This is a genomic window from Bradyrhizobium sp. Gha, assembly GCF_900113735.1.
Lineage (GTDB): Bacteria > Pseudomonadota > Alphaproteobacteria > Rhizobiales > Xanthobacteraceae > Bradyrhizobium.
Genome location: NZ_FOQM01000026.1, coordinates 17366 through 31524 on the forward strand (window position 1 = coordinate 17366; position 14159 = coordinate 31524).

General features: G+C 63.4%; 13 protein-coding genes. 8 read left to right on the forward strand and 5 right to left on the reverse strand.

What is annotated here, in order from left to right; genetic code table 11:
* The first annotated feature begins 75 nt into the window (after nt 1-75).
* From BM222_RS26585 to rnd, 6 genes are all read left to right on the forward strand, one after another.
* A complete protein-coding gene (locus BM222_RS26585) occupies nt 76-1548 on the forward strand; it encodes a protein adenylyltransferase SelO (protein ID WP_092234732.1) in 1473 nt (490 codons plus the stop codon).
* 413 nt (nt 1549-1961) lie between these two features.
* Nucleotides 1962-2813 carry a phosphodiesterase gene (locus BM222_RS26590; RefSeq protein ID WP_092234511.1) on the forward strand — a complete coding sequence of 284 codons (852 nt, stop codon included), beginning with the start codon at nt 1962-1964 and terminating at the stop codon, nt 2811-2813.
* Between the two features lies 1 nt (nt 2814).
* Nucleotides 2815-3765 (forward strand): carbohydrate ABC transporter permease, encoded by a 951-nt coding sequence (locus BM222_RS26595; RefSeq protein WP_177243479.1) that lies wholly within the window; start codon nt 2815-2817, stop codon nt 3763-3765.
* Nucleotides 3762-4631: a carbohydrate ABC transporter permease gene (locus BM222_RS26600; protein ID WP_092234517.1), complete on the forward strand. Its 870-nt coding sequence runs from the start codon at nt 3762-3764 to the stop codon at nt 4629-4631. The genes BM222_RS26595 and BM222_RS26600 overlap by 4 nt, the downstream gene beginning before the upstream one ends.
* Nucleotides 4632-4642: 11 nt before the next feature.
* A complete protein-coding gene (locus tag BM222_RS26605) occupies nt 4643-5965 on the forward strand; it encodes an ABC transporter substrate-binding protein (protein ID WP_092234520.1) in 1323 nt (440 codons plus the stop codon).
* 413 nt (nt 5966-6378) lie between these two features.
* A complete protein-coding gene (gene rnd, locus BM222_RS26610; protein ID WP_092234522.1) occupies nt 6379-7527 on the forward strand; it encodes a ribonuclease D in 1149 nt (382 codons plus the stop codon).
* An 83-nt stretch (nt 7528-7610) separates the two neighbouring features.
* On the opposite strand, the gene BM222_RS26615 is transcribed toward rnd, so the two are convergent.
* The 4 genes from BM222_RS26615 to BM222_RS26630 all read right to left on the reverse strand — a co-directional run bounded on the left by BM222_RS26615 (nt 7611) and on the right by BM222_RS26630 (nt 11180).
* Complete coding sequence (locus BM222_RS26615; RefSeq protein ID WP_092234525.1) at nt 7611-8993, reverse strand: aspartate aminotransferase family protein; 1383 nt, start codon at nt 8991-8993, stop codon at nt 7611-7613.
* 376 nt (nt 8994-9369) lie between these two features.
* Nucleotides 9370-9930, reverse strand: a complete 561-nt coding sequence (locus BM222_RS26620; RefSeq protein WP_092234529.1) for a cysteine hydrolase family protein — start codon at nt 9928-9930, stop codon at nt 9370-9372.
* A 19-nt stretch (nt 9931-9949) separates the two neighbouring features.
* Nucleotides 9950-10576, reverse strand: coding sequence for a GNAT family N-acetyltransferase (locus tag BM222_RS26625; RefSeq protein WP_092234532.1), 627 nt, complete (start codon nt 10574-10576; stop codon nt 9950-9952).
* On the reverse strand, nt 10563-11180 hold the full coding sequence (locus BM222_RS26630) for a hypothetical protein (protein WP_177243480.1): 618 nt from the start codon (nt 11178-11180) through the stop codon (nt 10563-10565). Before BM222_RS26630 ends, BM222_RS26625 begins: the two co-directional genes overlap by 14 nt.
* 72 nt (nt 11181-11252) lie before the next feature.
* Between BM222_RS26630 and BM222_RS26635 the strand changes: the two genes are divergently transcribed.
* Nucleotides 11253-12290, forward strand: coding sequence for a LysR family transcriptional regulator (locus BM222_RS26635; RefSeq protein WP_092234538.1), 1038 nt, complete (start codon nt 11253-11255; stop codon nt 12288-12290).
* A 96-nt stretch (nt 12291-12386) separates the two neighbouring features.
* Here BM222_RS26635 and BM222_RS26640 read toward each other — a convergent pair whose 3' ends face one another.
* A complete protein-coding gene (locus BM222_RS26640; RefSeq protein ID WP_092234541.1) occupies nt 12387-13565 on the reverse strand; it encodes an autotransporter outer membrane beta-barrel domain-containing protein in 1179 nt (392 codons plus the stop codon).
* Nucleotides 13566-13937: 372 nt separating this feature from the next.
* Between BM222_RS26640 and BM222_RS26650 the strand changes: the two genes are divergently transcribed.
* Nucleotides 13938-14144: a cold-shock protein gene (locus tag BM222_RS26650; protein ID WP_008129967.1), complete on the forward strand. Its 207-nt coding sequence runs from the start codon at nt 13938-13940 to the stop codon at nt 14142-14144.
* Nucleotides 14145-14159: the final 15 nt, after the last annotated feature.

Genomic DNA, 14159 nt, shown 5'->3' on the forward strand with positions numbered 1-14159 from the left:
GGGCCCGAAGGCCCCTTTTTGGGCCATTTGGGCCCAAGCCTTTGCCATCAGGTGTTCCAGCCCTATCTTGAGCCCATGACGGTCCATTTCCCCTTCCAGAACTCCTATTCGGCCCTGCCGGACAGCTTCTTCGCCCGCGTCGCGCCGACCCCCGTATCCGCGCCCCGGCTGATCAAGCTGAACCGGCCGCTGGCGGTCCAGCTCGGACTCGACCCCGACATGCTGGAGACCCCTGAAGGGGCGGCCATCCTGGCCGGAAAGACAGTTCCCGATGGAGCCGAGCCCATCGCCATGGCCTATGCCGGCCACCAGTTCGGGCATTTCGTGCCCCAGCTCGGCGACGGCCGCGCCATCTTGCTCGGCGAGGTCATCGATAGAGACGGCGTCCGCCGCGATATCCAGCTCAAGGGCTCGGGTCCCACCCCGTTTTCCCGCCGCGGCGACGGGCGCGCCGCGCTCGGGCCGGTCTTGCGCGAATACATCGTCAGTGAAGCGATGTACGCGCTCGGCATCCCGACCACCCGCTCGCTCGCCGCCGTCATCACCGGCGAGCCGGTGATCCGCGAGACCGTGCTGCCGGGCGCCGTGCTGACGCGCGTCGCCTCCAGCCATATCCGCGTTGGCACCTTTCAGTTCTTCGCGGTCCGCCGCGACACCGATGCGATCCGTCGGCTCGCCGATCACGTCATCACCAGGCACTTTCAGGACCTGCTCCATGCCGAGCGGCCCTATCATGCCCTGCTCGCCGGCGTCGTCGCGCGCCAGGCCGAGTTGATCGCTCGCTGGCTCTTGATCGGCTTCATCCACGGCGTGATGAACACCGACAACAGCTCCATCTCAGGGGAGACCATCGATTACGGCCCCTGCGCCTTCATGGATGCCTACAATCCCGCCCAGGTGTTTTCGTCGATCGACGAAATGGGCCGCTACGCCTACGCCAACCAGCCGCGCATCGGCCTGTGGAATCTGACGCGCCTCGCCGAATGCCTGCTGCCGCTCTTCTCCGACGACCAGGAGAAGGCGGTCGCCGAAGCGCAGGACATTCTCGGCGCTTTCTCCGAGACGTTCAGCGCCGCGTATCAGGCCGGCCTGCGCAAGAAGGTCGGCCTGTTCACGGAGCGCGACGGCGACGAGGCCCTGATCCAGGACCTGCTCGATGCCATGGCCAAGAACCAGGCCGACTTCACGCTGACCTTCCGCAAGCTCGGCGATGCCGCTGGCGATGACGGCGCCGATGTCCGCGCACAGTTCATGGAGCCCGCAGCCTTCGACGAATGGGCCGGACGCTGGCGTGCGCGTATCGCGCTGGAGCCGCAGACCGCAACTGAGCGGCAAGCCGCGATGCACGCCGTCAATCCGCTCTTCATCCCGCGCAACCACCGCGTCGAGGCCGTGATCCAGGCTGCCGTGAACGACGACAACTACGCACCGTTCGAGGAGCTGGTGAAGGTACTGGCGAAGCCATACGAAGACCAGCCCGAATACTCCGCCTACGCCGATCCACCGCTGCCGGACCAGCGGGTGTTGCAGACGTTCTGCGGGACGTGACGCCAACCGGTAACGTAAGGTGGATGAGCCGAAGGCGTAATCCACCACTTCTCTCCGACAGGCGGAAAGCAAAAGAGGCGCTTCGCTAATCCAGCCTACGCACCAGCGCTCTGCGGATTTTCCGATAATGCCATCATGCCGCTGTTTTGCCCGACGTGTCAACGGATCTCGAACAGCATCCAAGCCGCTTGTCCGGCAACCATCGGCTACTGTGCATGGGGTTGTTTTCGAGATTTTGCATACTCGGGCGGCTACCGCATCGCGAGATGAGCGGATTGACCACCGCGGCCGTTCTGCCCGACAATTTGCCGCGTCGGCAACCACTGTCATCAAACTGAAACACTCCCACTCTAACCGGCTGGCGGGCCGTCTTGCCGGAGGCGACCGTCCTCCCAGAGACCTGACACGCGCGCATGCCATTCAAATTCATCCACCTCACCGACACGCATCTCGCGGGCCCGGGCCAGCAGCTCTATGGCCTCGACCCGCGTGCCCGCCTCGACGCGGCCATCGCCGACATCAACAAGCACCAGTCCGACGCGGTGTTCGCGGTCGTGACCGGCGACCTCACCCATTGGGGCGAGCCTGACTCCTACGCCAATTTCGCCGAGGCGATGGCTGCGCTGCAGATCCCCTACATCGCCATGGTCGGCAATCACGACAAGCGCGTGGCCTGCCTCGACGGCCTGAAGGCCGCACCGCGCGATCCCAACGGTTTCGTGCAGGGCACCCGTGCCACCGAGCACGGCCTGTTCGTCTTCCTGGACACACTGGACGAGACCAGCCATGCCGGCGAGATCTGCGCCAAGCGGTTCGACTGGCTGGCGAAGACGCTGGCCTCTGCGCCTGACGACCAGCCCTTCGTCGTGTTCATGCACCATCCGCCCTTCCCGGTCGGCGTGCACGCGATGGACGAGATCGCGCTGAAGCAGAGCGCGGAGTTCGCCGAGGTGATCGCGCCCTATCGCGCGCGCATCCGCCATCTCTTCTTCGGCCATGTGCACCGGCCGATCTTCGGCAGCTACGGCAAGATCCCGTTCTCGACGCTGCGCGGCACCAACCATCAGGTCTGGTTCGAGCTCGATGCCAATCCCGCGGACCATTTGGCGAGCCGCGAGCCGCCGGCCTATGGCGTGGTGCTGATCGACGACCAAAACCTCGTCGTGCACAGCCACGACTTCCTCGACACCAGTCTGCGCTTTCCCTTCGACCCACCTGCGGGAATGGACGGACGCGACTATGCGCTCAATTTCCCGGCGCGGTGACATGAGCCTCGCTGAACCCGCGGCTCTCCCGGTCGCGGCATCGGCGCCGCCGCGCCTGCACATCGTGACGCGGTTCACCAGCCGCTTCAAAGCCTCGCTGCCGGCCTATCTGCTGCTGCTGCCTTCCCTGATTTTCCTTGCCCTGTTCACCTACGGCGCGATGGGGCGCGTGCTGATCGATGCGCTCTATCAGCGCGCCACGCCGAAGGCGCCGCTTCGCTTTGTGGGCCTCGACAATATCGCCGCGGTGCTGGCCGACCCCGCCTTCACCGGGGCCGTCGTCAACAACCTCATCTATGCCGTCGGGACCGCGATCCCGAGCATCGGCCTTGCGCTGCTGTTCGCGCTGGCGCTGGCGCGCACCAATGCCGTGACCAGCGCGCTGCGCGCTGCGCTGTTCCTGCCGGTGCTGATTCCAATGGTCGCGGCATCGGCGCTGTTCCTGTTTATCTTCCTGCCCAATGTCGGCCTGCTCGATTACTACATCGGCCGGCTGCTGCCGGTGCTGCCGAACTGGCTCGGCGACCCCGACATCGCGCTCTACGCGATCATGGTCATCACCATCTGGAAGAACGCGGGCTACTACATGCTGTTCTTCCTGGCCGGCCTCCAGGCCGTGCCTGAGGACGTGATGGAGGCCGCGCATCTCGACGGCGCCGGTCCCTTCATGCGGCTGCGCTACATCATCCTGCCGGAGCTCAAGCCCACCTTCCTGTTCGTCATCGTGATCGCGACGCTGAACGCGGTGACACAGGTCGACCACGTTTTCGTCATGACCAAGGGCGGCCCGTCGAATGCCACCAATCTTGTGCTGTTCTACATCTACCAGCAGGCGGTCGAGCATTACGACATCGGCATGGCCTCGGCGGCAACGCTGCTGACGCTCGCCGCCCTGATGGCCCTCACCGCGCTCTCCTTCCGGACCATGGCGAACCGCGAGGGCGGGCGATGAAGCTGATCGACAAGCTCTACAAGGACGCCCCGCTCGCCACGCGTAACGAGATCACGCCGAAGCTCGGCTTCGCGCTGACCGTGCTGCTCGCGTTGGCCTGGCTGATCCCGTTCCTGTGGATGGGCGTGGCAACGCTGCGTCCGGCCGCTGACGGCATCAATCTGGTGGCCGAGTTGGTGCCGAGCCTGAAACCCACGCTCGACAATATCAGGGATGCCTGGGAGATCGGCGATTTCCCGCGCTACTTCCTCAACACCACGATCATCTGCTCCGGCATCCTCTTGGTGCAGTTCGTCACGATCACGCTCGCGGGGTTCGCCTTTGCGCGGCTCGACTTCGCGGGCAAGACGCTGATCTTCTATCTGTTCCTGATGCAGCTGATGCTCGTGCCGGTGCTGCTGATCGTGCCGAACCTGCGGCTCGTCGCGCAGCTCGGTCTCTATGACACGCTCGCCGGCGTCATGATGCCGTTCTTCGCCTCCGCCTTCGGGACCTTTCTGATGCGCCAGGCGTTCGAAGCCATTCCGGCCGAACTCGAGGACGCCGCCCTGATCGACGGCGCCAGTCTGATCCAGCGCATCCGTCACATCTATGTGCCGCTGTCGCTGCCGAGCTTCTCGGCGTTCGCCATCATCTCGGTCACCAGCCACTGGAACGACTTTCTGTGGCCGCTGATGGTGATCAACTCGCCGGACAAACGGCCGCTCACGGTTGGCTTGTCCGTCTTCACCGCGACGGCGGAGGGCACGCAGGCCTGGGGCACCATCGCCGCCGGCACGCTGATGGTGATCGCGCCGCTGCTCATCACCTTCCTGATCTTCCAGAAGCGCTTCATCAGTTCTTTCGTCACCTCAGGCATCAAATAGGAGATTTGTCGATGCTGTTCTCCCGCAGGCTCATGCTCGGCCTTGCTATGGCGGGCGCCCTCGCCTTTCCGGCCCTCGCCGGCGAAGGTCCGACCGACATCGAGCTGTTCTTCCCCGTGCCCGTCGACGGCAAGCTCGCCCGCGACATGAGCACGTTGATCAAGGAGTTCAACGACGCTCACCCCGACATCAAGGCGACCGCCGTCTACACCGGCTCCTACGACGATACGCTGATCAAGACGCGCGCCTCGATCAAGGCCGGCAAGCCGCCGGCCGCGGTGATCATGTCGGCGAACTTCCTGCTCGACATGCAGATCGAGAACGAGCTCACCAATCTCGACAGCCTGATCGCCGCCGACGGCAGCAGCAAGGACCAGTTCCTCGGGCAATTCTTCCCTGCGCTGAGCGGCAACGCGGTGATCAACCGCTCGGTTTACGGCGTCCCCTTCCAGAATTCGACGCCGCTGCTCTACATCAATGCCGACAAGGCCAAGGAAGCCGGGCTCGATCCGAGCAAGCCGCCGCAGACCTGGCTCGAGCTCACCGATTGGGCCAAGAAACTGACCAAGCGCGACGGCGACAAGGTGACCCAATGGGGCATCGCGATCCCCTGCGCCTATGACTATTGCGGCTGGATGATGGAAACGCTCACTATGAGCAATGGCGGGCGGTACTACAACGAGGAGTTCGGCGGCGAGGTCTATTACGACACGCCCTCCATGCTGGGCGCACTGACCTGGTGGAGCGACCTCGTCAGCAAATACAAGGTCCACCCGCCCGGCGCCACGCCGGGACCTGCCGTCAGCACCTCCTTCATCTCGGGCAACGCCGCGATGATGATGCTGTCGACGGGCTCGCTGACCTATGTGCGCGAGAACGCCAAGTTCAACTACAAGGTCGCCTTCATCCCGCGCAACGTCCGAAACGCAGTGCCGATCGGCGGCGCCTCGCTGATCATTCCGGCCGGCGTCGAAGCCGACAAGCAGAAGGCCGCCTGGACCCTGATCAAGTGGATGACCTCGCCCGAAAAGAGCGCCTGGTGGAGCCGCGCCACCGGCTATTTCGCCCCCAACATGGCTGCCTACAAGACGCCTGACATGGTCGAGTTCCTCAACAAGAACCCGGACGCCAAGACCGCCGTCGAGCAGCTCGACGTCGCCAAGCCGTGGTTTGCGACCTACAAGACCGTCCCGGTGCGCAAGAACCTGGAGGACGAGGTGATGCTGGTCCTCAACGGCAAGAAGCAGCCGAAGGAAGCCCTCGTCGCCGCCCAGAAGGCAGCAGATGAGACGCTCAAGCCGTACAATGCGGAGACGTCGCTGAAGCTGCCGTAAGGCCGGATGCAACGGCAATCGAACATCGGCGCTCCGTCATGCGGGGCGCCGAATTCGGTTTGGACAGTTGCCGCCATTAACCCCCCGTCCACCATCCTGCCCGGCCCGCCGCCGGTAACCACGAGAATTAACAGACCCTCAACGGACGGCCGACAAATCTAACGATGTTTCTGGAGATTTCCGTCGTGGATCTGTTGGTTTTCGAGTTCCTGGGTCTGGCATTGGTCGCCATGTGCGTGCTCGTGGTGGCACTCCCCTGCGCCCGGAAGTCCTCTCAGCGCATCCGCTACGAATAGGATTTCGGTCGGAAAACAGCGATTCCGGTCCAAATGCAAGGCTCGAATTCGCTTAGAGCCCCTTGACATCACAGCGCTTTCGGCAGAACGGCTGGTACCACGCGTCATGGGCCGTTCATGGATTTGATTACCACCACCGCTGACCTCGCGGCTGCCTGCAGCCGGCTGGCCAAGCACCCCGTCATAACAGTCGATACCGAGTTCCTGCGCGAGACCACCTACTACCCGCTGCTGTGCGTGGTGCAGATGGCCAGCCCCGAGGAAGCGGTCGTCATCGACACGCTGGCCGACGGCATCGACCTCAAGCCGTTCTTCGAGCTGATGGCCAACGAGGGCGTACTGAAGGTGTTTCACGCCGCGCGCCAGGACATCGAGATCATCTGGCACCAGGCCAACATCATCCCGCATCCGGTGTTCGACACCCAGGTCGCGGCCATGGTGCTCGGCTATGGCGACAGCATCGCCTATGACGCGCTGGTCGAAAAAGTCACCGGCCATCGCCCGGACAAGACCCACCGCTTCACCGATTGGTCGCGCCGGCCGCTGACCAAGGAGCAGATGCACTACGCCGTCTCGGACGTCACGCACCTGCGTGACGTGTTCGCAGCGCTCGACGCCGACCTCAGGAAGCGCCGCCGCAGCGAATGGGTCTCCATCGAGATGGAGGTTCTGACCTCGCCGAAGACCTACGACTTCCACCCCGAGCGCGCCTGGGAACGGCTGAAGACCCGGGTGCGCAAGCCGAAGGACCTCGCGGTGCTGATGGAAGTCGCCGCCTGGCGCGAGCAGGAGGCGCAGAGCCGGGACGTGCCGCGTGGCCGCGTGCTGCGCGACGAGGCCGTCAGCGACATCGCGACCCACGCGCCGAACACGATCGAGAAGCTCGCCCATCTGCGCTCGGTGCCGAAGGGTTTCGAGAAATCCAAATGGGGCGCGGACATCGTTGCGGCGGTCCAGCGCGGGCTGGCGCGAGATTTGTCGACGCTGCCCAAGCTGGAGAAGCCACGCAACAACAACAACGGCGCGGCGATCGTCGAGCTGTTGAAGGTGCTGCTGCGCATGACCGCCGAGCGCCATGCCGTCGCCAGCAAGGTGATCGCCACCGTCGACGACCTCGAGGAGATCGCGGCCGACGACGAAGCCGACGTCCCTGCGTTGCGCGGCTGGCGCCGCGAGCTGTTCGGCGATGCCGCGCTGAAGCTCAAGCGCGGCGAGCTGGCGCTCGCGATCGAGAAAGGCCGCGTGATCGGGGTTCAGCGGGCTTAGGCGGTCCGCAACCCGAGTCTTTCCGAGTGGCAGTCTGGATTCGTCGCAAGGGCTCCTCGCGATGTCGAGGAGAGAACGAGCCCCTACGCCTGCGGCAGCTTCGCCACTTCCGGCTTCATGTCATCGAGCACGCCAGTGATCGTCGCCACGAGCTCCTCGATCTGGTTCTTGGTGCTAATCAGGGGCGGGCAGATGGCGATGGCGTCGAGCATGTTGCGAGCGATCACGCCGCGTTCCTGCAGCATGCGGCTCGCCATGCCGCCGACGGCGCCTGGCGTGGCGGCAGCGGTCTTGCGGCCCTTGTCGAGCACGAGCTCGAGCGCAGCGATCATGCCGACGCCCCGGATCTCGCCGACCAGCGGATGGCTCGTGAGCTCGCGCAAGCGGCCCTGCATGTAGGCGCCGAGCTCGGCCGCATGCGCGACCAGGCCGCGCTCCTCGATGATCTTGAGATTTTCCAGCGCGATCGCCGAGCCGACCGGATGGCCGCCCGCTGTGAAGCCGTGGCCTAGCACGCCGATCTTGTTGCTCTCGTCGGCGATCGGCTCGAACATGCGATCGTTCATGATGATCGCCGATAGGGGGAAGTAGCTCGACGTGATCTGCTTGGACACCACGATCGCATCGGGCTTGATGCCGTAGGTTTCGCAGCCGAACATCTTCCCGGTACGGCCGAAACCGCAGATCACCTCGTCGGCGATCAGCAGGATGTCGTACTTGCTCAGCACTTTCTGGATCTTGTCCCAATAGGTCGCCGGCGGCACGATGACGCCGCCCGCGCCCATCACCGGCTCGCCGAAGAAGGCCGCGATGGTATCAGGTCCTTCCTTCTGGATCAGGGTGTCGAGCTCTTCGGCCCGGCGCGTCGCAAAAGCCTCCTCGCTCTCGCCGGGCGCACCGTCCTTGTAGAAATGCGGCGAGCCCGTATGCAGGATGTTCGGCAGCGGCAGGTCGAACGAGCGGTGATTGTTGGGCAGGCCCGTGAGGCTGGCAGATGCAATAGTGACGCCGTGATAGGCGCGCATACGGCTGATGATCTTCTTGCGCTGAGGCTGACCGAGCGAATTCGAACGATAGGCGATCAGCTTCAGAACGGTGTCGTTCGCCTCCGAGCCTGAATTGGTGAAGAACACCTTGCTCATCTGCACCGGCGCGAGCGACACCAGCTTCTCGGCGAGGTCGATCGAGGGGCCGTGCGATTTGGCAGAGAACGTGTGATAGAACGGCAGCGCCTGCATCTGCTTGTGCGCGGCCTCGACCAACCGCTTCTCGTTGAAGCCGAGCCCGACACTCCACAGGCCTGCCATCGCCTCGAAATAGCGCTTTCCCGACGCGTCGAACACGTATGGCCCCTCACCGCGCTCGATCACCAGCGGACCGGCCTGCTGATGGGCGCGCGCATTGGTATAGGCGTGGAGCTGATAGGCCACATCCCGGGCTTCTTGCGAATTCGGCAGCATGGACATTTGCGGGATCCCTTACGTCATCACCTGGCCGGCGCGGCCAGCATCGTTCGCTTGATTTGTCGGGTTACTTGGCTTCGGGTTACTTGGCTATTGCGATGTGCCGAAACTTGCAACGCCAATTCGTCGGCAGCAAGCGCTCGGCAGCGATGCACAACGCCGCATATGACACGGCGCTCAGGCCGCCCCGTCGCTATTCCCGTCCGCTTCGGCTGCGGCTTCCCTCACTTCCACCAGCGCCATCGACAGCAGATACACGGTCGTGGGCAGACCAACCCGGCGTGCCCTCTCGACGGCACGCGAGAGGTCGCTCACCAGCTCCTTCAGCTCGTCCTCCCGAGACAATGTCCCACCCCATCCATCCGCCGATCGCGTCGGCCTAGACCGCGACGGCACCGCTGGCCCTGATCAGTTCGGCGCTGGACTGGAGTGTAGCAAAGTTGGCGATGACATTCACCACCGACTCTTTGTAGACGGCCGCCTCGCCCGCGCCCGGCTCCCGGCAGGCCACGGCATCGGTGATCACCTGATAGCGGTGGCTGCGATGAAACCCCTCGACGACGGTGGCCAGGATGGTCTCGTCGAGGGAAAAGCCCGTCAGCACGCAGCGCACATTGCGGATATTGGACATGTAATCGGCGAAGCGCGAGGAGCTGTAAGCCGATGGCAACGCGTGCTCGAAGGTCATCTCGCCGGGCCGAGGCTTGGCTTCCGCAATCCAATCGGTCAGCCTGGATGACGGATTGAACCACGCCGCCTCCGCGATGCGTTTCAAATGCATCACTGGCCAGCGATTGCTCCGCCACAATGCCAGCAACGCCAGGCAGCGCGTGATTGCGGCGTCGGCGTCGAGAATGACGTGGCCGCGCCCCGGGGGCAGATATTCCATCTGGAGGTCCGCGAAGACCAGGACCAGCGGATTGTCGTGAGAGACCGGCATTGTCTTGCGCAGACCTGCATCAATTTCGCCGATCGGCGAGAGCGAGGTCCCGCAGCGGTGATGTCACTGCCCTCCCCGCCGAGGCGTCGAGCACGCCCGGACGGTCCCAGTCGCCCTCGGGGCGAATGATCACATAGGGATCACTGTCCAGCGTGATGGCGTCCGGCCCCGGCTCGATCTCCAGCAGCATCTCCGTGTACGAGAAATCCGAGAAGGTGATCTTACGGTTATGGCCGAGCGGCTTGGCGCCGAAATGGGCCCAGAAATCCACCAGCCGGTCCTGCGCCTGGCCGTAGATCTTGCGGAACCCCTTGCGCTTCACATAGTCGACGCTGGCCTGCACGAGTTTGAACGAGATGCGCGAGCGGCGATATTGATGCCGCACCGCAAGCCGCTCCACCTTGGCGAAATCGCCGAAGAACCGTACCCGCAGACAACCCGCTGGCTCGTTGCCGATGTAGCCGATGAAATGCGCAGCGACCATGTCGTTGCCATCGAACTCCTCCTCGAATGGACAATCCTGCTCGGCGAGATACACCGCGGAGCGAATGGCCGTGACCAGCATGAGGTCGGTCGGATCGCGCGCGAGGCGGATGGTGATGGCGCGGGAGTCGGGCTTGGCGAGGGGAATCCTAGTGCCGTGCATCTGCAAAACTCCTTGCTTGGAAGACTGCCTCCGGTATGTGCATCGGCCGCCGATGCCAAGGGCGCTCGTACCGCCAGAGGTCGGGCTGGAAGCTCGAAATGGGTTCGAACCCGGTCGCCCTCATGAGCGCGCGTCCGGCCACGGTTGACGGCTGCGCATAGCAATCTGCCTCGCGGAATCTTATCTGACGCAGATGCGCCGCAGCCCTGCCAAGGCCGGCGACGCCGCGCCCCGTCGCTGCGATCGCCCAAATGTAAACTGCTGCGACATCCTCGTTCGCGGAAGCGAGATAGCGCCTCTCGGGTGCTGTCAGGCAGATATCGTCGAGCAACAAAGCATCATGCCCGCGGTCATTGAGAAACAGGAATGCCATGCCGCCGAGCAGATTGCCCTTCCGAGTGAATGTCAGGATGCTCTGGGGATCGAAAGCGAAATATTTCGCAAGATCGACCGCCCCGATCTGCACGCCCGGCACCAGCCGGTGCGCCATCTCCGCGAGCGCGGCAATCTCCCCTGACTGCGCGCAACGAACATCGACGTCTGGACTCAGCGGCAAGGAGTCGAAATCGTGCCTCGCGGTCAACGAGCCCCTTTCCATACCCATGCCATCCCTCTATCGTTCAGGCGGTTTTACGCGCTGCTATGGGGACGAGCTTAGCGGCTGGAGATCAGGAGTATGCAGCAACTATTGCACCGGGGTGCTGCAATGATGCAGCACCATGAAGAAGCACTGAATGCGTCCTGGGACGATTTGAAATTGTTTTTAGCCTGCGCGAAATTTAAAAGTTTCCGAAACGCCGCCGAAGAGCTCGGGCTCACCTCTACCACATTGATGCGCAGGATGGACCGGCTCGAAGAGAGCATTGGTTGCAAGCTTTTCCTGCGCGACCAGAGCGGCCTCACGCTCAGTGACGAAGGCACCGAGATGATCGCCGACGTCGCGCGTATGGAACATCACGCCTTTAATGTCTTTCGCCGCGCATCGCGTTCGTCCGACGACACCTCGGGCACGGTGCGCGTCGCGGTGACGGAGGGCCCCGGCAACTTCTGGATCCTGCCGCGGCTGATCGATTTCCAGAAAACCTATCGCAAGATCACCGTCGACCTGCGCTGTGCAATGGAGCAAGCGGATGTCGCGCGACTGGAGTCGGACATTGCGATCCAGCTCGAACCACCGATCAATCCCGACCTCATCGTCGCCAAGCTCGGCCGGCTTCACATCTATCCCTTCGTGGCCAGGAGCTATGCAGATCTCTACGGCGTGCCGGCGACGCTCGCCGAATTGCCGAACCATCGCATCGTCAAGCAGAACGCGGCACAGGTTGACGACAGCGCCTATGCCCGCATCCTCGGATTGCCCCTGGAAGGAATCGTCGGGATCAAGACCAACTCTTCCGTCGGCGTGCTCTATGCGGTCGAGCGCGGTGCCGGCATCGGCTTCCTGCCGACGGTGTCGATCGCGCTCGGTGCACCGCTCGTCGCCGTCGACCTCGGCGTCAGCCATCATGCCGACCTCTGGCTGACTTATCACAAGGAGTTCCGCGCCTCCGAGCGGCATAAGATCGTGGTCGACTGGCTGAAGAAGATTTTCGATCCCAAAACCTATCCCTGCTTCCGGGACGAATTCATCCATCCGAACGCATTGGTGCCGATGATGACGGCCGCGCGCGAGGGCTTTGGATTGTCCGGATACGTTGCGGCGACGCCGGCGTAACCGCCGGGCGATTGTTTTCGGCATGATCTCCGCGCAAGCGCGTTTCGCATTTGCCGCGAAGGAAGCCGTGGCATGCTTTTCCGGATCGTGCTCGCCTTACCACCGATATTCGAAACCGGCCGTGGCCTGGTGCGATGTCAGCTCGTTGCGGAACTTGCCGTCGTAATTGACGTAGAGCCGCACGGTGTTGCTCAGGCTCAACGAGACCGAAGCGCCGGCATCCGTTCCATAACGGCTCTCGCCGATGCCGGGGACGACGATGTTTTGGGTCCCGAGACTCACCTGCACCGAGCCCAGGTCCTGATAGAAATTGTCGACGAACTTGCCGTAGGCCGAGAGGTCGAGGATCTTCCGGTCGAAGATGAAGTAGCGTCCGATCTCAGCGCCGATCATGACGCGCGCGCGCGAGATCGCGCTCGAGCCGACATTGAGGGGATCAAGTCCTCCGGCTTCCTGGAACGACGCACTGGTGGCGCGCACATATTCGAGCGCACCCTTGGGCACGACGCGCATCTGGTCCTTGGTCCAGTAATAACTGATCTCTGTCAACGCACCATCGACCGTAGCGCGATAGCCCGCCGTCGCAGAGCCAAACCCGGTGTCCCTGCTGGAATGGACCTTGCCGAAGCCGTGCACCAGCGCGAAGGCCCACGTCCACGGTCCCTTGTCGACGGAGCCGTTGAAGCCGATCTGGGTCAGGTCGAGCGTCGCCGACTGAAGCGCGAGCGGCACGTCTACATCGGTATGACTCTGGTCGACGGAAAATCCGAGATTGACGCCCGGCGCGAGCCGCGCGCCGAATCCGGCAACGCCGCCGAACGTCTTGCGCTTGTCGCCGACGAAATCGCCCTGCGCATCGGTCCGCACCGAAACGCCGTAGCCCTCATACCAGGTGCGGTAGCGCGGATCCTCCGCGCTCTCTGATGCACCGCCGCCCGCGGGATTGCTGCGCGACGCCCGGTTAGTGCCGCTCGAGGCCTGGTTACCGAGCCGCTCCAGGAAGCCCGAGCCGAGATCGAGCGTGCTGTTGCCGGCAGACCGTTCGTCATTGGCCGATGTGGGTTTCGGGACTGGGGTCGGCGACGGCGTGGGTGTGGGTGCGGGTGTGGGTGTCGGTGTGGGAGACGAAGTCGGCACCGGGGTTTGCGCGAAGCCGGATGTCGCCGGCATCATCACGGCGGACGCGACGGTCATGACGATCGCCATCACGATCCGGCGGACACGGTCCAACCCGATCGTCCGCCGTATTCCGGTCGGCTGCTGAATGCAGCACATGACGATACATCCCAAAGCAAATGGCGGCTCGCAAAAATGCAACAGAAACCGCGAGCAGGTGCGACGATTTGTGCCGAACTGTCACGAGGGGTCAACCGTTTGGCCCACTATCGCCGCGGCGATTGCCCTCGATTGTTGTTCCGCAGCCACAGGTCGGAAATTGCGTCGTGACAGCTCCGGCGCGGTCTTGAAATCCGCGCACAGCTTGCTAGCGCGCGATTTTCGTGTTGGAATACCTTACACAATCGGAATTGACCGCTCGGCTGTGCGTTTCGCGACGATGAGACTCGAACAGACTTCCGGAAGCCCGTTTGTGACGTGGCACGCGAAAAGCGGCCGCGTCTTTTTTGTATCTAGCGGAGGAGACTAACGATGCCACAAAAGGGCACCGTCAAATGGTTCAACCCGACCAAGGGTTACGGGTTCATCAAGCCGAACGGCAGCGACAAGGACGTGTTCGTCCACATCTCGGCCGTCGAGCGTGCCGGACTTTCGACCCTGAATGAGAACCAGGTGGTTGAATACGACCTCGTGGAGAACCGCGGCAAATCGTCCGCGGAGAACCTCAAGGTCTCCTGATTTCTCTCAAAGCCA